Annotated in this window: 14 protein-coding genes and 1 pseudogene; 10 read left to right on the top strand and 5 right to left on the bottom strand. The window is 32.4% G+C overall.

The features are described 5' to 3' along the window. Nucleotides 1–28: 28 nt before the first annotated feature. A pseudogene (locus CFPG_RS03625) lies at nt 29–1309 on the bottom strand (DNA polymerase III subunit gamma/tau); the annotation flags it as partial. 149 nt (nt 1310–1458) lie between these two features. Between CFPG_RS03625 and CFPG_RS03630 the strand changes: the two are divergent. Further along, entirely contained in the window at nt 1459–1635 is a 177-nt protein-coding gene (locus CFPG_RS03630) for a histone H1 (protein WP_041572553.1), read from the top strand. A gap of 531 nt (nt 1636–2166) precedes the next feature. Here CFPG_RS03630 and thiD read toward each other — a convergent pair. From thiD to leuS, 3 genes are all read right to left on the bottom strand, one after another. Continuing rightward, nucleotides 2167–2979, bottom strand: a complete 813-nt coding sequence (gene thiD, locus CFPG_RS03635) for a bifunctional hydroxymethylpyrimidine kinase/phosphomethylpyrimidine kinase (protein WP_012573654.1) — start codon at nt 2977–2979, stop codon at nt 2167–2169. Further along, entirely contained in the window at nt 2966–4675 is a 1710-nt protein-coding gene (gene thiC, locus CFPG_RS03640; protein ID WP_322107773.1) for a phosphomethylpyrimidine synthase ThiC, read from the bottom strand. The genes thiD and thiC overlap by 14 nt, the downstream gene beginning before the upstream one ends. Before the next feature lie 327 nt (nt 4676–5002). Continuing rightward, nucleotides 5003–7759: a leucine--tRNA ligase gene (gene leuS / locus CFPG_RS03645; RefSeq protein WP_012573656.1), complete on the bottom strand. Its 2757-nt coding sequence runs from the start codon at nt 7757–7759 to the stop codon at nt 5003–5005. Nucleotides 7760–8470: 711 nt separating this feature from the next. Between leuS and sufB the strand changes: the two genes are divergently transcribed. After that, nucleotides 8471–9928 carry a Fe-S cluster assembly protein SufB gene (sufB, locus tag CFPG_RS03650; protein WP_012573657.1) on the top strand — a complete coding sequence of 486 codons (1458 nt, stop codon included), beginning with the start codon at nt 8471–8473 and terminating at the stop codon, nt 9926–9928. Nucleotides 9929–9930: 2 nt separating this feature from the next. On the opposite strand, the gene CFPG_RS03655 is transcribed toward sufB, so the two are convergent. After that, a complete protein-coding gene (locus CFPG_RS03655) occupies nt 9931–10674 on the bottom strand; it encodes a lysophospholipid acyltransferase family protein (protein WP_041572555.1) in 744 nt (247 codons plus the stop codon). Between the two features lie 110 nt (nt 10675–10784). Here CFPG_RS03655 and CFPG_RS03660 point away from each other — a divergent pair, with 110 nt between their 5' ends. The 8 genes from CFPG_RS03660 to CFPG_RS03695 all read left to right on the top strand — a co-directional run bounded on the left by CFPG_RS03660 (nt 10785) and on the right by CFPG_RS03695 (nt 21830). After that, nucleotides 10785–12176: an aspartate kinase gene (locus tag CFPG_RS03660; protein ID WP_012573659.1), complete on the top strand. Its 1392-nt coding sequence runs from the start codon at nt 10785–10787 to the stop codon at nt 12174–12176. Between the two features lie 81 nt (nt 12177–12257). Further along, entirely contained in the window at nt 12258–14024 is a 1767-nt protein-coding gene (locus CFPG_RS03665; RefSeq protein ID WP_012573660.1) for a phospho-sugar mutase, read from the top strand. 50 nt (nt 14025–14074) lie between these two features. Then, nucleotides 14075–14827, top strand: coding sequence for a Fe-S cluster assembly ATPase SufC (gene sufC / locus CFPG_RS03670; protein WP_012573661.1), 753 nt, complete (start codon nt 14075–14077; stop codon nt 14825–14827). After that, nucleotides 14811–16160 carry a Fe-S cluster assembly protein SufD gene (sufD, locus tag CFPG_RS03675; protein WP_012573662.1) on the top strand — a complete coding sequence of 450 codons (1350 nt, stop codon included), beginning with the start codon at nt 14811–14813 and terminating at the stop codon, nt 16158–16160. The genes sufC and sufD overlap by 17 nt, the downstream gene beginning before the upstream one ends. Further along, complete coding sequence (locus CFPG_RS03680; protein WP_012573663.1) at nt 16148–17386, top strand: aminotransferase class V-fold PLP-dependent enzyme; 1239 nt, start codon at nt 16148–16150, stop codon at nt 17384–17386. Before sufD ends, CFPG_RS03680 begins: the two co-directional genes overlap by 13 nt. A 28-nt stretch (nt 17387–17414) precedes the next feature. Next, entirely contained in the window at nt 17415–19163 is a 1749-nt protein-coding gene (gene mutL, locus CFPG_RS03685) for a DNA mismatch repair endonuclease MutL (RefSeq protein WP_012573664.1), read from the top strand. Beyond that, nucleotides 19160–19864, top strand: coding sequence for a CDP-alcohol phosphatidyltransferase family protein (locus CFPG_RS03690; protein WP_012573665.1), 705 nt, complete (start codon nt 19160–19162; stop codon nt 19862–19864). The genes mutL and CFPG_RS03690 overlap by 4 nt, the downstream gene beginning before the upstream one ends. A gap of 193 nt (nt 19865–20057) precedes the next feature. Further along, the gene (locus CFPG_RS03695; RefSeq protein ID WP_265347972.1) at nt 20058–21830 is read left to right on the top strand and encodes a heavy metal translocating P-type ATPase; all 1773 of its coding nucleotides are present in this window, start codon (nt 20058–20060) and stop codon (nt 21828–21830) included. The last annotated feature ends 56 nt before the right edge of the window (nt 21831–21886 follow it).

Below are 21886 nucleotides of genomic sequence, written 5' to 3' on the forward strand. Positions count from 1 at the left end.
CTTGATTTCTTTCATTATCTATATCTTCAGTACTCTTTTTCAAAGAAAATCTCAATTTATTTACTTTGAGTAACAAATCGGGAATTTCTGATTCTATGATAGATTTTTTTTCACTGACAAAAACTTGTTCTTGTTTAACTGAAACATTTTTCTCTTTTGCGATCAAAGGTTCGATCACTCTTTTTTTTTTATCTTTTCCATCAGTCAGTAACTGACAACATAGTTGACACAGACGAATAAGTAATAATTCTACAAGCAAACGTTTGTTTTTACTATATCTATAATTTAAATCACATTCATTGCTAAGTTCAAGGGCATTGTACAAAAAATCACTTGTGCATTGTTTGGAAAGATTCAGATATTTCTCTCTTATAGCGGAATCACCTATTTCAAATAAAACAATAGTTTGTGGATCCTTACAAACCATTATATCACGAAAAAAGTCAGATAAACCCACAATAACTTGCTGTAAATCAAAACCTTTTCTTATGATCTTATTGAGAATAAGTAAACTACAACTTACATCTCCAATAAGAATAGCTTCTACTAATCGAAAATAGTACTCATAATCCAATACATTCAAATTTTCAATAACTGATTGATAAGTAATATTGTTAGCAGAAAAACTAGCCACTCGATCAAAAATGGATAAAGCATCACGCATTCCACCATCGGCTTTTTGAGCAATAATGTTTAAAGCTTCTCTTTCAGTAGAAATATTTTCATTTTGAGCTATATATTCCAAGTATTCAACTATATCGTTAATAGTGATCCTACTAAAATCATAAATTTGACAACGTGATAAAATAGTTGGAATAATCTTATATTTTTCGGTAGTGGCCAATATAAACATTGCATGATGAGGTGGTTCTTCCAATGTCTTCAAAAATGCATTAAATGCGGAAGTAGACAACATATGAACCTCATCTATAATATAAACTTTATAATGTCCTATTTGAGGAGGTATTCGCATTTGCTCCGTCAAAAAACGAATATTTTCTACTGAATTGTTAGAAGCAGCGTCCAACTCATAAATGTTATGAGAACGATTTTCATTAAATGATTGGCAAAAATCACATTCATTACAAGCTTCACCGTCTTCTTTGAGACATGTACAATTGATAGTTTTTGCAAAAATACGGGCACAAGTAGTTTTTCCCACACCACGTGGTCCACAAAAAAGGTAAGCATGTGCCAATTTGCTATTTTGAATAGCATTTTTAAGTGTTGTAATTAATGGTCTTTGTCCAACTACCGATTGGAAAGTAGCAGGACGATACCTTCTTGCTGACACGATATAGTCACTCATAAAATATACTTAACCTATCGGGTTAATTCAAAATATTTAATTTGTATTTGGTCAATTTATAAAAAAAAATAAAACAATTTGGTAATAACTTACAAATATTTATTTTTGTGCAAATATATTTCTCGATTGATGATTATAAAATGGATGTTATGGAAAATTTATTGGTAACTATTCAGGAAAATTTTACGTCTTTTAAAAAAGACGCTACTGCTCAAATAGAAAAAGGGAATAAAGCTGCAGGCACGCGTGCAAGAAAAATTTCTTTAACCATTGAAAAAGCTCTAAAAGAATTTCGTAAGAAATCCATTAAGGCATCGAATGAATAAACAAAACTTCTTTTTACAGAAGAGAAGGATAAAGTTTATATGCATTGTCCTTCCTCTTTGTATGTGAAAAACCTAAGTGAACGATTCGAAAATATCTCGAGGAGATTGGGTTCCTATAACAACAAAAAAACAACTATCTATCAACAGATAGATGGTTGTTTTACATTGCAACAATGAATATTAATAATTTAATAACACCTATGCTATTGTTGACATAAACTAAATAATCATTAAAACCCAGATTTTATTTGGGTGTATCTCTTGTGCGGAAAAAACTTTCAAGCAGAAGATGAACTGTTCGTAGATTTACTTTGATTGGAAATTGTAAATCAATCTGAAGAAGAAAGTGGAGATAGGGGAGGGGAGATGAGAAAGAAGAAGTCATTCAAGCAGTGAATATTTGTAGTATATCTTTACTAAAAGATACAGTATATCTTTACTAAAAGATACAAAGACCCCCCTTTAGTCTTCTAACCTAATTCGTATCGTAGATGTTTTATTCACGCATAGCGTAGATTAATTCAAAGGTACTTATTCCCAAAAATGGGAAAAGTGATGTACTGGACCATGACCCTTACCTATACTATATTTAGAACCAACACGTATGGCTTGTATAATATAAGTTTCTGCCTTTCTTATCGCATCATTTAGAATACAGCCACAGGCTAAATAAGCTGCTATCGCCGAAGATAATGTACAACCTGTTCCATGCGTATTTTTTGTTTTTATACGAGGATGGGAAAAATACAATATCTCATCTGTTTCTGCATTATAAAATACGTCTGTCAAAGTTTCTTCTTCTAAATGTCCTGCCTTTAATAAAACAGACACCTTTCTGCCGAAAGATAAATCTTTTACAGCTAGCAAAAAATCCTCTGCATTGGTTATAGTTCTGTCTAATAATATCTCTGCTTCTTGAATATTAGGTGTTACTACGCGCACAAATGGAATAAACTCATTTTTTAACGTATCTATAGAATTGTTAGAAAGTAAAAAATCTCCTGAAGTTGCAACCATAACTGGGTCCAACACAATATTTCGTATGGTATTATAAGTCAAAAATGAATTTCGTACTGCACGAATCAATTCAGAAGAATAAAGCATACCTATCTTTACTGAATCTGTTCCAATATCATTAAGTACAGAATGAATCTGCCCTATTACGAATGAAATAGGAATAGGATGAATATTTTTAACACTTATTGTATTTTCATCCACTATAGCTGTAATTACTGTTGTTCCATAACAACCACACGCAGAAACAGTTTTCAAGTCTGCTTGTATCCCTGCACCTCCACTCGGATCGCTTCCGGCAACAGATAATACCCGTTTATAGTGTTTCATTACAAACCATGCTCTTAGTTAATTTCATTGCACAAAAATGAGGACCACACATAGTACAATGATCATCTTCTGCCAGTTTTCCACTGGCTTTGTACTGTTCTAATGCTTTTTCAGGGTCGAGAGAAAGATTAAATTGATCTCTCCATCTAAAATCAAAACGCGCCTTGCTCAGAGAATCATCTCTTATTTGTGCTCCAGGATGCCCTTTCGCGATATCCGCAGCGTGGGCAGCTATTTTATAGGCAATAACCCCGGCTCTTACATCTTCTTTATTAGGTAAACCAAGGTGTTCTTTTGGAGTAACGTAGCAAACCATGGATGCACCATAATAAGCTATTTGAGCTGCCCCAATAGCAGAAGCAATATGGTCATAGCCTGGCGCAATATCAATAGTAAGAGGTCCTAACGTATAGAAAGGAGCTCCATTACAATATCTTGTTTGTTTATCCATATTTTCCTTCACCTTATTAATAGGAACATGTCCTGGCCCTTCTATCAAAACTTGCACATGGTGTTTCCATGCTTTTTGTGTCAATTCTCCTAACACTTTTAGTTCAGCAAATTGGGCAGCATCATTTGAATCCGCAATAGAACCAGGACGAAGACCGTCCCCCAAAGAAATGGCTACATCATACTGTTTCAGTATCTCACATATCTCGTCAAAATGCGTATAAAGAAAGTTTTCCTTTTCATATAAATTCATCCAATTAGCAAGGATTGCACCCCCACGAGATACAATACCTGTTGTTCTTCTTTTAATTAAAGAAAGTGAATCTTTAAGCAGTCCTGCATGAATGGTAAAATAATCTACACCTTGTTCACATTGCTCAATAAGTACATCACGATATAATTCCCAACTTAGTTGCTCTATATTACCGTTTACTTTTTCAAGAGTTTGATAAATAGGAACAGTACCTACTGGAATAGGACAATTACGAATAATCCATTCGCGAGTTTCACTTATATGAACACCAGTGGATAAATCCATTATTGTATCACTTCCCCATTTACAACTCCACACTGTTTTTTCAATCTCTTCCTCTATACTAGATAATAAAGTAGAAGTCCCTATATTGGTATTTACCTTCACTAAAAAATGAGTTCCAATAATCATTGGTTCAGCTTCCGGATGATTAATATTGGCAGGGATAATAGCACGTCCAGCAGCAACTTCACTCCGAACAAATTCCGGTGTAATATGAGACAAAACACCCAAATCTTTATTCTGCACATTTTCACGAATAGACACATATTCCATCTCTGGAGTGATAATTCCCTGTTTAGCATAATACATTTGTGTAATATTTTTCCCACTTCTCGCTCTACGAGGAAAATGAATAATAGGAAAACAGACATTGTTAATAAGACGAATATTTGCTATTCTCTCATTACAATAATGAGAGGAAAAACCCTCTAATTGTTCTGTATCGTTTCTGTCCTCTATCCATTTTTCTCTTATTCTTTCCAGTCCTTTATGGATATCTGTAACAACACAGGGGTCGGAATAATGACCGCTAGTATCATAAACAATGACTGGAAGATTAAATTTCCTTTCCTGTTTTTTGTTTTCTTTCTTTTCAACAGTATCTGTCAAATGAATTCTACGCATTCCTACACGAATATCATGTAGCTCTCCCGGCATATATATTTTTTCCGATGAAGGATACTCTATACGAATTTTTTTTTTCTTTTTTATGCACATATCTCAAGAAATAATATGAAACAACTTAATCTGCAATCCTTACAACCTAAAATAAATTTAATCTCAAACTAAAAATTGGAACAAATCAAGCACGCTACTCCGATAGGAGTGTATGCAAATATTGATCAATTAAACAACAAATACAAATTTAACAATTGTATTCAGGTATTGTTAAACTTGGGTTAAATGATATAAATAATGTAATAATATATTGGAACATAGGATAGATCAAAAATGGAATAATATCATTGAAAATACCCAAATCCCAATATTACTTTAATAATTCTAAAGGTACCCCCCCCATGCACATGATTTAAATAATTAATCAAAAACAATGTTTACGATTTTATTAGGAATGATAATTATTTTTTTTGGTATTTTGTTTTTCAACCATTTTTTTGAACTTTCACATTTTAATACTGTATCCTTAACATTTTCCTCAGATATTTTTTTTGGAAAATTCAATATGAAACGAGCTTTACCATTGAACGAAACAGTATATTTCACATTTTCTTCTTTTAAATATTCCTCATTACACTTAGGGAATTGTGAATCGAAAATTGTTGCTTCATTACCTAATAGATGCCATAATTCTTCAGCAATATGAGGGGCAAAAGGAGCAAGTACAATAACTAAATCGCTCAGTATAGAATGCTTACTGCATTTCAATAATGTCAACTCATTTATACAAATCATAAAAGCCGCTACAGAAGTATTGAAAGAAAAATTTTCAATATCCCAACTCACCTTTTTAATCAATTTGTGAATTGATTTCAGCTCTTTATCAAGAGGTAAAGAGTTTGAAACTTTAAGTACATCATTTTCAAAAAATAAATTCCATAAACGTTTTAAAAAACGAGCAATTCCATCTATCCCCTTTGTATCCCATGGTTTAGATTGTTCCAATGGTCCCAAAAACATTTCATATAAACGAAATGCATCCGCTCCAAATCTATTTACTATATTGTCAGGACTAACTGTATTGAACATAGACTTTGACATCTTTTCTATTGCCCAACCACAAACATATTTCCCATTTTCCAAAATAAATTCGGCATTTTTATATTCTGAGTTCCAATCTCTAAAAGATTCAATATTCAAAACATCATCAAAAACTAGATTGATATCTACATGAATAGGGGTAACATCGTATTGATGCTTTAGCCCGTAAGAAACAAACGTATTAGTATTCTTTATTCGATAAACAAAGTTGGAACGTCCCTGAATCATCCCTTGATTGATTAATTTCTTGAAAGGTTCTTCTTTTGCAACAATACCTAAATCGAACAAAAATTTATTCCAAAAACGACTGTAAATCAAGTGTCCTGTAGCATGCTCTATTCCACCAATATATAAATCTACATTTTGCCAATATTCATTAGCTTCAGAAGAAACTAAACATTCACTGTTATGTGGGTCTTCGTACCGTAAGTAATAAGCCGAAGAACCAGCAAATCCAGGCATAGTAGTTAATTCCAACGGATAACCTTTGTATGTCCAATTTTTAGCACGCCCTAGTGGAGGTTTTCCAGTTTCAGCAGGTAAAAATTTATCTATTTCTGGAAGTTTAATAGGAAGGTCTTCCTCATCTACAGCATAGGGTATTCCATTTTTATAGTAAATAGGAAAAGGTTCTCCCCAATATCGTTGGCGACTAAAAATAGCATCGCGTAAGCGATAATTAACCTTGATTTTTCCTAAATTTTCATCTTTTATATATTCTTTCACTTTTTGAATAGCCTGCTTTACTGATAAACCATTTAAGAAATCGGAATTTGTCATAATCCCCTCTTTAATGTCAAAACTTTCTTTAGATATATCAATATCCTCAATTAAAGGAATTATTGGTAAATCAAAATGTTTAGCAAAAGCATAATCACGACTGTCATGTGCAGGAACAGCCATGACAGCTCCTGTCCCATAGTCAGCTAATATATAATCGGAAATCCAAATAGGAATCGTTTCCCCACTTATTGGGTGTACAGCATAAGAACCCGTAAATACTCCTGTTACTTTTCTATTGCTGATACGTTCTCTTTCAGTACGCCTCTTCACCAAATTTAAATAGGAATCGACCGAATCCTTTTTCTTAGAAATTATTGTCTGTGTGAGCCATTCACTTTCAGGAGCAATTACTATAAATGTAACTCCAAAAATGGTTTCAGGACGAGTGGTAAAAATCATAAATTCAATATTTTCATCCTTAATTTTAAACCTTAATTCTACTCCTTCTGAACGTCCTATCCAATTGCGCTGCATCTTTTTCAATGAATCCGTCCACTCTATTTTATCCAACCCTTCTAACAAACGTTTAGCATAAGCTGAAATACGTAAACACCACTGACGCATCTTACGTTGTTCCACTGTATAACCACCACGTATAGATATACCTCCACTTATTTCATCATTGGCTAAAACAGTTCCCAAAGCTGGACACCAATTCACTACAATATCTGATAAATAAGCAATACGATAATTCATTAGTATTGCCTGCTTGCTTTTTTCATCTTTCATTTGCCACTCATTTGCTGTCAAATGAATTTCTTTGGTACAAGCAAGATGTAATCCTCCAGTTCCTTGATTTTCCAAAATTTTTACCAATTCAGTAATAGGCCGCGCCCTTTGTGCTTCTTTGCAATAATATGAATTGAACATTTGAATAAACACCCACTGTGTCCACTGATAATATTTAGGGTCACAAGTGCGAATCTCTCTATCCCAATCAAAACAAAAACCAATTTTATCTAATTGCTTCCTGTAACGATTGATGTTTTCCTTAGTAGTTATAGACGGATGCTGACCTGTTTGAATAGCGTATTGTTCGGCTGGAAGTCCATAAGCATCGTAACCCATAGGATGCAATACATTAAAACCTTTTAATCGTTTGTAACGGGCATAAATATCAGAAGCAATATATCCAAGTGGATGACCGACATGTAACCCTACACCAGACGGATAAGGAAACATATCCAATACATAATATTTCGGTTTATTCCTATCTATATTTACCTGATAAGTACGATTTTCTTTCCAATATTTTTGCCATTTTTTTTCTATAGCATCAAAATCATATTTCATAGCTTCTTTGTAATAAGTCTTTATTCAAGCATATTAACATTATGTTAAATAACATATCCCACTCCCAAAGTGGTCTAACCTCCAAGTTACAAGTTAGATTTAGATGCAAAGCAAAAAAACATATTTGACATTTGCAAGATCTATCGATGTTAAAAACATTCGAAATTATCTTCTAATATACCTCACGAGAAAATTCTTCCCGTTTTCTTTCCTCGATGTCATCTATGGAAGTATAGAAGACGCTTTCACTCCCAATGCATTAGTTATATTTATACTCCTCAGCTAGATCTATACTAGATTCTATGACCGTACTTAGAATAGATACAGAGATTATCGTACACATCTGAATAAAATTACAGTGTATAAAAAGTCTCTAACTTGAACAACATAAGAGAAATAGATTTCCTACACTTGGCTGTGAGTTCCTTGTTTGATCTTCCCTCCATATCCCTTACATTTCAGAATCTCTTGTTGATACATTGATGATGTAACTTATCCTACGGATAGAGTAAACTGGTTACGAACCAGCATTTCCAATGAAAAATTTAGAACAGCCACTTTGTGCCACTATCACTTATACTCCTACTGTAACAAGAGTACTTAGTGGTGCAAACACCCATCAATCTCTCCAATAAAATAAGACATCATTGTTTGAAACAAAAAATGACTAATTTTGGATGTTTCAAGCCAATCATTTAGAAAAGTTTTTCCATGCCAGATAAAGAAAATCCAAATGATACAATGTTGCAAACATTTGCAGATAAAGACTATGAATATGGTTTTACTTCAAATGTAAGTACAGAATTAATCCCTTACGGATTAAGCAAAGATGTTATTTGTCTTATCTCTGCTAAAAAAAACGAGCCAAAATGGTTACTCGATTTTCGCTTAAAATCTTATTATTATTGGTTAAGGCAACAAATGCCTACTTGGACACATCTCAAGATCCCACCTATCGACTATCAAAACATTATTTATTATGCTGCTCCTAAACCCAAAGGAAAATTACAATACCCTGATGAAATTGATCCAGAATTGATTAAAACATTCAATAAATTAGGGGTTCCCTTACAGGAACAGAAAATTTTTTCTGGTACAGCTGTAGATGCTGTAATGGATAGTATTTCAATTAAAACAACTTTTAAAGAAAAATTAGCAGAAAAAGGCATTATCTTTTGTTCTTTTAGTGAGGCAGTTCAAGAATATTCCGATTTAGTAAAAAAATATTTAGGTAGTGTAGTGCCTTATCGTGATAATTTTTTTTCTGCATTAAATTCAGCTGTATTCAGCGATGGCTCATTCGTATTTATTCCTAAGGGAATAAGATGTCCAATGGAATTATCTACATATTTTCGTATAAACGCTATGAATACTGGCCAGTTCGAACGAACTCTAATCATAGCAGAAGAAGGTTCTTATGTTAGTTATTTGGAGGGATGCACAGCCCCTATGCGGGATAAAAATCAATTACACGCTGCTATTGTTGAAATAATTGCATTGGATCATGCTGAAGTAAAATATTCAACTGTTCAAAATTGGTATCCAGGAGACAAAAATGGGAAAGGCGGAATCTACAATTTTGTAACTAAACGCGGGATTTGCAAAGGAGCATTTTCCAAAATTTCATGGACACAAGTAGAAACCGGTTCATCTATTACGTGGAAATATCCAAGTTGTATTCTTGCAGGAGACAATTCTATCGGTGAATTCTATTCGGTTGCCGTTACCAATAATTACCAACAAGCAGATACTGGAACTAAGATGATACATTTAGGTAAAAATACTCGCAGCAGAATTGTATCCAAGGGGATTTCAACAGGAAAAAGTCAAAATAGTTATCGTGGATTGATTCATATTAGTAAAGAAGCAAAAAATGCACGCAATCATTCGCAATGTGATAGTTTATTACTAAGTGATACTTGTGGGGCACATACTTTTCCTTATATGGATATCAAAAATAATTCAGCAGTTGTAGAACACGAAGCCACAACTTCTAAAATTAGCGAAGACCAATTGTTTTATTGTAACCAACGAGGTATTTCCAAGGAGAATGCGATAAATCTAATAATAAACGGATATGTTGAAGAAATACTAAATAAACTTCCCATGGAATTTGCAATGGAAGCCCATAAACTATTACAAATTACTTTAGAAGGAAATGTAGGGTAAGACTACTCACTCCTATATTGTTCCCAGAGTGAAGATTCTATCTTCTTCCAAGCTTTATCGCTCAGTAAATGAATATTGGGTGCCATTGGTATTAAATCTGCCGTGCTAATGGGGTCATGAATTATTATTTCCATTCTATGAGGACAAATAAAAATAGTATTCCGAGGCATCACTTCATATGAACCATTAAGTGTAATTGGGACAATTGGCAATTGGAGATCCAATGCTATGCGAAAAGCACCATTTTTAAATTTTCCTAATTTACCTGTTGCTGTACGAGAACCTTCCGGAAAAATAGCAATAGAAGCACCATTTTTAAATTTCTCTTTGGCTTCATAAATAGCTTTTACTCTTGTCATTGGTGATGAGTCATCCACAAAAATAAAACCAGACAATTCACAAGCCTTACCTACAAAAGGTATCTTCCGCAAACTCCGTTTCATAATCCATTTGATTGGAATACCCAGATAACCAAAAATTAGCCAACAATCATAAATTCCCTGATGATTAGCAACAAAAACATAAGATTGATTTTTCTTCAATTTCTCCTTACCAGTTACTTTTATTCTACAAAAGGTAATTATACAATTAAATCTCGACCATATCTTACATGGGTAGTAGCTAAAAACCTTTTCACTACCTAGCAAGCATCCTATTACAGTAACAATAGCCACTATTATAGTGAATAATAAAAATAACGGTAACCAAATAAAAATTTGATACAAAGAAATGAAAAACTTTCTCATAGCTACTATAGCATAAAACCACAATATAGTTCCTACAGGTTTACTATAAATAATTAAATTTACAAAAAATTATGAATGGAGTTTTACTAAAAAACTTTTAAAAGTCAAAAATGTTTACAGTAGAAAAAATTGGCGGAACGTCAATGTCACATTTTGAAAGATGTCTAAATAATATCATCAAACGTAACCGAACAAAAGAGATAATGTACAACCGTATTTTTGTAGTTTCCGCCTACAATAATGTAACAAATTGGTTATTAGAACATAAAAAAACAGGAGAACCAGGTATTTATACTTATTTCCTTAACAATGAAGAATATGAAATAGCTCTCGACACCTTCTATAAAAGATTACTGAATATCAATCAATCATTAGAATCCATTGGTCTAAATTTAACAGAAGCCAATAATTTTATTAAATATCGTATAAAACAAGCAAAAATATATCTATCCTCTATGCATCAAGTAATTGCATCAGGGTATGTAGAAAAAATTAATATTTACTTGGCAGCAAGGGAAATACTGGCTTCTTTGGGAGAAGCCCATTCTGCTTGGAATTCGGTTAACATTCTAAATAACAATAGTATTAATGCCACATTCATAGATTTATGTGGTTTTGACGACAATGAATTTTTGACTATTGAAGAACGAGTCCATAAAGCTTTTGAGGGAATTGATTTTTCCAAAACTCTTTGTATAGCTACTGGCTATACAAAGGGTGTAGAAGGAATTATGCGAGTTTTCGACAGGGGATATTCTGAAGTTACTTTCAGTAAAATTGCAGTAGCAGTTAAAGCAGATGAAGCAATTATTCATAAAGAGTATCATCTCTCAAGTGCTGATCCTAATATAGTAGGAGTAAACAAATCCATCCCAGTGGGAAGAACTAACTATATCATTGCTGATCAACTAGCAGATTTAGGTATGGAAGCTCTTCACCCAAGAGCAGCCAAACCATTAGAATTAGCTGGAATAAAAATTCGAATCAAAAACACATTTGAACCAGATCATCCGGGAACTATTATTTCCAATGACTATATTTCACCCAACCCTAAAATTGAAATTGTCTCTGGCACTGATAAAGTAATTGCTTTTGAAGTTCATGACCCTTTAATGGTAGGTGAGGCAGGATATGATTTGAGAGTTATGCAAATCATGAAAGAACATAACATCAGTTATATTCTTAAATCTACCAATGCCAATAGCATTACAATAGTTGTTTGGGATAAACCTAGTACATATATCATGTTAAAAGAGATGGAGAAACAAGTTTATCAACTAACTATTCGTCCAGTAGCAATTGTATGTGCAATGGGCACTAATATTGCTCATCCGGGTTTTCTATATAAAGGAGCGAAAGCATTAAGTGACCAAAACATCAACATTGAATGCTTTGGTCAGTCACTCATGCAAGTAAATATGCAATTTGTAATTCCTCGCAACCAATATGCAGAAGCCGTCAAAGCATTGAATATGGCTCTTTGTCTGAACAAGAATGATTAAAACGATTTTTCTATTGCTTTGATCAACAAAGTATAGAAAGCATGGTTTTTATGTTATATTTGCGTATTATAAAACTTTTACATGAATCACAATTTTATGGATAACTCTTTAGTAGAGCAAGTGAGAATGAAAGCAATTGGATGGCTTTCAAGCGATTACAATGAAGAGACTCGCAAAAAAGTGAAAGAACTTCTAGAAAAAGAAGATCCGACTGATTTAATAGAAGCTTTTTATAAAGATTTAGAATTTGGCACGGGAGGACTCCGTGGTATCATAGGAGTTGGAACGAACCGAATGAATATTTATACAATAGGATTCGCTACTCAAGGATTAGCAAATTATTTAAAAAAAGAGTTTGGTCGATTGGCAGAAATTAGTGTTGTTATCGGTTACGATTGTAGGAATAACAGTCAATTATTTGCTAAACGAAGTGCAGAAATTTTTTCTGCAAATGGGATTCGTGTTTATTTGTTCTCCGCATTACGTCCCACACCAGAGATTAGTTATACTGTCAGGTATTTGAGATGTCAAAGTGGTATTTGCATCACTGCATCACATAATCCCAAAGAATACAACGGTTATAAAGTTTACTGGAACGATGGAGCACAAGTAATCGATCCACATGATAAAAACATTATTGAGGAAGTAAATAGGATTACTCCGGAAGATATTAAAAAGTTAAACGAAAATTGCTCACTAATTCAATTAATAGACAATAAGATTGATGAGAAATATATCAAAGACTTATTAAATATTTCCATTTCTAAAAATGCTATTCTCCGAAATAAGGATATCAAAATTGTTTATACACCTCTCCATGGGACAGGTGTTACTTTAATTCCACAAGTTTTATCACTGTTGGGTTTTAAAAATATTATCCGTGTTCCAGAACAAGATATCGTTAGTGGGGATTTTCCAACCGTACAGTCTCCTAATCCAGAAGAAGCGTCAGCTTTACTATTAGCAATAGAGAAAGCAAAAGTAAATGGTGCAGATATCGTAATGGCTTCTGATCCAGACGCAGATCGCATGGGGGCTGCTATTCGTAATGAAAAAGGAGAGTTCATTCTTCTAAATGGCAATCAAACATTGTTAATCTTTATTTACTATTTAATTGCTCGATGGAAAGAACAAGGGAAACTCAAAGGAAATGAATATGTAGTCAAAACTATTGTATCTACTGATACAGTTAAAACAATAGCTGAAACTAATAATGTGCAATTATATGATGTCTACACGGGGTTTAAATGGATTGCCAATATTTTGAGACAAAACGAAGGAAAGAAAACTTTTATTGGAGGTGGTGAAGAAAGTTATGGATTTCTTGCCGAAGATTTTGTTCGTGATAAAGATGCTGTCAGTGCTTGTATGTTATTTGCAGAGATTGCTGCATGGGCAAAAGATAATGGCAAAACAGTTTATGAATTACTTCAAGACATTTACGTAGAATACGGTTATTCGAAAGAAGTCTGTATTTCTGTAATTAAACAGGGGAAATTAGGAGAAGAGTCTATTGTAGTAATGATGAAGAATTATAGAAATAATCTACCAACTGAATTGGCAGGATCTAAAATAATTCTTGTCAAAGATTTTTTACAATTAACAGAAATGCGTATTATGAATGGAGCAAAGCAATTGAATAAATTAGATATGTCGACTGTTTCCGATGTATTGCAGTATTTCACGGAGGATGGCACAAAGGTCTCTATTCGTCCAAGTGGAACAGAGCCAAAGATTAAATTCTATATTGAAATACACAGCAAAGTAAATTCTCGTCAAGAAATTGCAATGGCAGAAACAGCTGCAAAAACCAAGATAGAGGCTATTCGCAAATCATTAAAATTGTAGTGATTTAGATTATTTCTCAAAAATAAATTAACCCTGGTTATCGAACACGTATGCTGGTAATAGAAAATTTGCACGCTTCCGTCAATGGAAAAGAAATATTAAAAGGTCTGAATTTAAATGTACATGCAGGAGAAATACATGCAATTATGGGCCCAAACGGTTCAGGGAAAAGTACGTTGTCGGCAGTACTAGTTGGAGATCCAGCCTATAAAATTGTCGAGGGGAAAGTCATTTTTGAAGGGGAAAACTTACTGAAACTTTTGCCTGAACAACGTTCACACTTAGGATTATTTTTAAGTTTCCAATATCCAGTAGAACTACCTGGTGTAAGTACAATAAATTTTATACGTACTGCAGTAAACGAACATCGAAAACACAAAGGAGAAGAAACTCTTTCTGCTGGCGAGTTTCTAAAAATTATGCGTGAAAAACAATCTATCGTTCAATTAGATAAAAATCTAGTAAATCGTTCAGTAAACGAAGGTTTTTCAGGAGGAGAAAAAAAACGTAACGAAATTTTTCAAATGGCAATGCTTAATCCAAAATTAGCAATTTTGGATGAGACAGATAGTGGTCTAGATATTGATGCTCTCCGTATTGTTGCCAATGGAGTTAATCAACTAAAATCATCAGATAACGCAATTATTATAATTACACATTATCAACGTTTATTGGAATATGTTCATCCTAACGTAGTTCACGTGCTGTACAATGGTAGGATCATCAAAACCGGGGATGCATCTCTAGCGTTAGAGCTAGAAAAAAAAGGATATGATTGGCTAAAAAATGAGACGATATATTGATTTTTTTAAGACTCAAAAGGTAACAATAGAAAAATTTTGCAATTCTCTCTTAAATTCTCATCGAGAGAAAGCACTTGAAAACTTTCAACATTTAGGGTTTCCCCCAAATGTAGAAGATCATCGATGTACAAATATCGATGTTGCTACATTATTAAAAGAGAACTCAAGACTTTATTTAGATTTATCAGGTAAAAAAATTAACCCCAATACGACTCTTTATTACAATGTTCCTCAGCTAATTTCTTGCATTCAACACTTCGTAATAAATGGGTATTTTTTGGAGCACGAAAGAAAAAAGAACGAGGATAAACAAAAATTGCCAGAATGTTTTTTTTCTGGGAGCTTGAATACATTTGCCAAACAATATCCGGATATATTTTTAAAGTATTATAACCGTCAATCCAGTTTTCAAGGAGATGGATTATCTGCTTTCAATACAATGTTTATTCAAGACGGATATGTATTATATATTCCGAAAAATGTTATTGTTAAAACACCTATCCAACTAACTAATATACTTAATAGTAAAGTTGATTTAATGGTTAATAGAAGAAATTTGATCATTCTTGAACAAAATGCACAAGCAAAATTGTTAATTTGCGACCATACTACTAATGAAAACCCAACCTCTGCGTTTGTACAAATTACTGAAATATATCTTGAAGAACGATCTGTACTCGACTTTTATGAATTGGAAGAGAGTAGTAAAAAAACAATTCGTCTAACTCACAATTTTGTTTGTCAAAAGGAATCTTCTAAGCTAGTAATAGATACTATTACATTAAGGAATGGTATCACACAAAATAACTATACAATAGACTTGAAAAAGGAAAATGCAGAAACTTATATTTACGGAGTAGCTATTGCTGACGAAAAACAGAAAATTGATAACTGTACACTTATTTATCATAATGCTCCAAAATGTTATAGTAACGAATTATTCAAATATGTACTGGACGAAGAATCAATTGGCGCTTTTGTTGGAAAAATTGTTGTCAGTCCTAACGCTTATAAGACAAAAGCTTATCAAAGTAACCGTAGTATACTAGGTAGCAATACTTGCCAAATGCATTCTAAACCTCAACTGGAGATTTACACTGATGATGTAAAATGTTCGCACGGAATGAGTATAGGTCATTTAGATGAAACTGCTTTATTTTATATGCGATCACGAGGTATCCCTGATAATGAAGCTCGTTTTTTATTAAAAACAGCTTTTGTCTCCGATATTTTGGGAGGAATTAGTATAAAAGGTTTGAAAAAACGACTACAATTATTAGTAGAAAAGCGTTTTAAAGAAAGATTAATAAAATGTCAAAGATGCACGCATTAGATGTCAACAACATACGCAAAGATTTTCCAATTCTATCACGAGAAATTTATGGGAAACCATTAGTGTACTTAGACAATGCAGCTACTACCCAAAAACCTTTAGTGGTAATTCAAAAAATAAATGAAGTGTACACAACAATTAATGCTAATATTCATAGAGGAATTCATTATTTGAGCCAATTGGCAACAGAATCGTACGAAGAAGCAAGAAAAACGGTTCAGAGATACATTAATGCTCCGAATTCTAACGAAATTGTATTTACACGAGGAACGACTGACTCTATTAACTTACTAGCAAGTAGTTTTTGTCGTTCGCAATGTCACAAAGAAGATGAGATTATCCTAACGGCTATGGAACATCATGCGAACATTGTACCATGGCAAATTCAAAGTGATATTAATGGTATTAAACTAAAAATAATACCCATTACAAAAACAGGAGAAATCCGATTAGAAGATATTGAATGTTTAATTTCTCTCAAAACAAAACTCATTGCTGTAATATCAATATCCAATGTTCTAGGTACTATTAATCCAATTACCGATATTATCCAATTAGGGCATAGTTATAATATTCCAATAATGATTGATGCAGCTCAATCTGTACAACACGTATCGACAGATGTCAAATTATTAGACTGTGATTTTATGGTTTTTTCTGCACATAAAATGTATGGTACACCTGGAGTAGGTGTTTTATATGGCAAAGAAAATTGGTTAGATAAACTTCCTCCCTATCAAGGTGGAGGAGAAATGATTGCGGATGTCACTTTTGAGAAAACTATTTTCAATGAACTTCCTTTTAAGTTTGAAGCAGGAACTCCTAATTATGTGGGAGTAATTGCTTTGGGTGAAGCTATCCGATATATCGAAAAAGTAGGTCTTAACAATATTTGTTCTTACGAACAATTCTTATCAAACTATGCAACCAATCAGTTAGAACAAATACCTAATATAAAGATTTTTGGTACTTCTCAACATAAAGGTCCAATTATTTCTTTTTTAGTTGATAATATTCACCATTACGATATGGGAATATTGCTTAACCAATTAGGAATTGCTGTAAGAAGTGGTCATCATTGTGCTCAACCACTTATGAACACTCTAGGGATTGACGGAACTGTTCGTGCTTCTTTTGCTTTTTACAATACAAAAGAAGAAATAGATATTTTAGTTAATGCTCTCCGACATATTATTTCTATTTTTTCTAAAAGAATCAGGACCTAAACTCACTAATTTCAGTATTAGCATTTCTATGGATATTATTCATTTATTGCCTGACTCTATTGCTAACCAAATTGCTGCGGGAGAAGTTATTCAGAGACCTGCGTCAGTTGTAAAAGAATTAATAGAAAATGCAGTAGATGCAGCAGCAGACAATATTCAAATAATCATCAAAGATGCTGGACGTTCACTAATTCAAGTAATAGATAATGGGCAAGGTATGTCAAAAACAGATGCCCGCCTTTCATTCGAAAGACATGCTACTTCCAAAATTCATAGTGCAAAAGATTTATTTGCACTACGGACAATGGGCTTTCGGGGAGAAGCATTGGCTTCTATCGCAGCAGTTGCTCAAGTAGAATTGAAGACTCGTCGAAAAGAGGATGAAATAGGAATATTTATTCGAATATCTGCTTCTAAAGTAGAAAAACAAGAAACTGTTGCAATTCATTCTGGAAGTAGTTTTTCCGTAAAAAATCTTTTTTACAATATACCCGCTCGGAGAAAATTCCTCAAATCTAATGAAATAGAATTTAAAAATATTTTAGTTGAATTTGAACGAGTAGCACTGGTTAATCCTCAAATTACTTTTACCCTCAGGCATAATAGTAGAGAAATCATTTCACTTCCAATCTCAAATTTGAAGCAACGGATAACCAATCTAATGGGAGGGAAAATAGCACAAAATTTGCTCCCAATAAATATTAACACTTCGTTTATTCAAATTTACGGATTTATAAGTGTACCTACAGCAAGTAAAAAAAGAGGTGCTTTGCAGTATTTTTTTGCAAATGGCAGATATATGCGTCATGCTTATTTTCACAGAGCAGTAATTCTAGCTTTTGAACCTTTTATCCCTATTGGAGACCATCCTAACTACTTCCTCTACATAAAAATCGACCCTGCAAGTATTGATATTAATATCCATCCAACTAAAACAGAAATAAAGTTTGAAAACGAACAAATGCTCTTCCAAATAATTTTCTCTGCAGTGAAGGAAGCTATTGCAGTTCCTACCTTAGAATTTGACCAAGAGAAAGTAATTGATATACCAAGCTATAGAGGAAAAGAAATACAAATAACTCCTCCTATAATTCAGATGTATTCGGATTATAACCCTTTTAGCGATAAATATGTGTATGAAAATTCACAAATAAATTGGAAACAATCATGTCTTAAAAATCAAACCAATAATACTGAAGGTACTGCTGAACGTATAAAAACAACTTATTTACAGTATAAAGGAAAATATTTAATTCTTTCTCTCAAATCTGGGATAATATTTATAGACCAGCGAAGAGCACATATTAGAATTCTTTTTGATGACTATATAAAGCGGATAAACCATAAACAAGGAATTTCCCAAAGACTTCTTTTCCCTGAAAAAATTTCTTTTACACCTAAAGAAATAACTATATTACCCTATATTTTAGACGATTTAGCATTCATTGGTTTCGATTTGAAAGATCTGGGAAACAATATTTATTCAATTAATGGCATCCCAGCTGGATCGGAAAACATAGATATAATTGCAACTCTTCAAGAAATAATAGATAAAATTCTCACTACAAGCTGTGAAATTAAAGAAGAAATAACGGAATCCTTGATTCTTGTTTTAGCTCAAAAAACAGCTATTAATTATGGAAATTTTTTTTCAGAAGAAGAAATCCATACACTAATTGCAAGACTTTTTTCGTCTACTTCGCCAAAGTATACTCCGGATGGTAAATTAATTATATTTATGCTATCGGAAGAAGAATTAAATAAACGATTTTTATGAATTATATTCCTAATATAATTACCTGTTTGAACCTATTGTTTGGATGTATAGCTTCTGTGATGAGTCTGGATTTTGCAGATCAAAAAAAAGCATTTTTTTTTATTCTTCTTGCCTGTATTTGCGATTATTTAGACGGATTATCTGCCTTTTTACTAAAAATTCAATCTAAATTAGGTGCAGAATTAGACTCCTTAGCAGATATAGTTAGTTTTGGAATAGCTCCTTCGTGTATTGTTTACACTTTTTTAAAATCAATCAATAATTCTGTAATTACACCCTATTGTGCTTTTCTATTAGCTATTTTTGCAGCATTACGGCTAGCACACTTCAATATTGATACTCAACAAACAATTTCTTTTTTAGGCTTACCTGTTCCGGCTTCAGCTCTGTTTTGGGCAGGACTTATACCCTCTTGTCATATTTTTTCTTTTAACTATTATTATTCTACTACCATTACTATTTTGACACTTCTATTAGTATTTATTTTCTGTTTCTTAATGGTTTCTTCTTTGCCAATGATTTCTCTCAAGTTTAAAAAACCCCTAAAATGGAAAAATAACGTTTACTCCTTTTATTTGATATTTATTTTTATTGCCCTTTATATTTTATTTCTAGTATTCAGTATGCCTTTTTTAGGAATTAGTTTAATAATTGTTTTTTACATCATACTGTCTATTATAAATAGTATAACCAAGTTTTAAACTTTATATATTTTTATTTACTCCATCTATAAATATGAAATTACCTTTAAACAATAACAATTTCTTATACTTAATAAATTTAACAATAGTAGTATTTATACTAGAAATATTTTCACATTTTGGGATAAATATCCCATTCCCTTATTCTCCTATCATATACAGCATATTTATCTTAACCTCCGGATGGAAAATTTTGATAAACGGGATAGAATCATTATTTAAATTCAATTTTGGAAGTATTAATCTCCTAATATTAATAGTTATACTTGCTGCCTATTATCTTGGAGATTATACAGAAGCAGCAGCAGTAATTGTATTGTATGCATTAGGAGAAAAATTGGAAAATACTGGAATTGAAAATAGCTTGTCTACAACCAATCGTTTGATTAATAATATTCCAAAAACAGTATTAGTTAAAAATGTAGGCTATTCTATTCCAATAGACACAATAAAAGTGGGGACTATTATCCAAATAGAACCGTATAAGCAAATTCCTTTAGATGGAATTATAGAAAAAGGTGAAACTCTAATAGATGAATCTTTTATTACAGGCGAACTACTTCCTGTATTCAAAACTAAGGGAGACAACGTTTTTGCCGGAACATGGAATAAAAATAGAGAAGGATCAAAAAGCAAAGGAAACGATGAATTTATAGAAATTCGCACTACAAAAGAATACAAAGATTCTATTTTTTCAAAAATCGTTTCACTTGTTAAAGAACCCCATAGAAACCAATCAAATGCACAAAAATTTATAGAAAAATTTGCAAGAATCTATACACCAATTGTTATTTTTTGTGCCATATTATTAATTGTAATACCTGTATTTTTTCTACATAGAAATTTTCAACAATGTTTACATCAATCCATTATGTTATTAATTATTTCTTGTCCATGTGCATTGGTTATTTCAACACCTGTAGCAATCTATGCAGCACTGGGCAATGCTTCCTCTAAAGGAGCTTTAATAAAAGGAGGCAAATTTCTTGAAATTCTTGCTCTTATAAAAGTTGTAGGATTAAATAAAACAGGGACCATAACTTATGGGAAACCAATTATTTCGGATATAATTCCATTGAATGGAATTAGTAAAGAAGAGTTATTTAATTGTAGGGCTAGAACAGAATTACTTTCTAAATATCCTCTTGCACAAACAATTGTAAAAACTTCAAAAAAAGAAGATTTTATTCCTCACAAAGGAATAATATTTGAAAACATAGTCTGTGAAAAAGGCAAATCTCAAGGTACAATTTGCAAAGGAAAATTAATTTTAGTCGGTAAGACTTTTATTGAAAAAAATTATCTCATAGATAAAGAAACAAGAGAAATTATTAATAAGTTGTCTATAGAAGGTAAGACAAGTGTTATTATTAGTTGTGAAGAAAAAATAAAGGGTATATTCGGATTAAGTGATGAAGTGAGACCGCACATTGATGAAATTATTAATGAATTGCAAAATATGGGTATAAAAATAGTAATAATAACTAGTGATAATCAACAATCTACACAATATGTAGCTGATAGATTACATATTAAAAATGTATTTGGTGAACTTTTACCCTATGACAAAGTGGAAAGAATTAAAGAATTAAAACAAAGATATAAATATGTTGCAATGATTAGTGATGAGGTTAACGATTTACCAGCTTTGGCTTCTTCTTCAGTAGGTATTGCTATTGGTACATCCGGAAGTGATAAAGCAATTGAGGTTGCCGACATTGTTTTGATGAACAACAAATTATCTTTATTACCTTTTCTTATCCGTCTTGCTCAAAAGACACTAAAAACTATTCGATGGAATACATTCGGAGCAATTGCGACAAAATTTATCTTTATCCTACTAACTTTTATAGGTTATAATAATTTAGTGCTAGCAATTACAGCTGATGTAGGAATAACATTAGTTGTGGTCCTAATTAGTTTAAGACTAATTCAATACCGCTTTCATGATACTACAAACAAATGAAATAGAAAAACTCTTGTGCTTAAATAAATATTTTTGCATATTTAAGGAATTTATAC

This window comes from Candidatus Azobacteroides pseudotrichonymphae genomovar. CFP2, assembly GCF_000010645.1.
In the GTDB taxonomy this organism is placed as follows: Bacteria; Bacteroidota; Bacteroidia; order Bacteroidales; family Azobacteroidaceae; genus Azobacteroides; species Azobacteroides pseudotrichonymphae.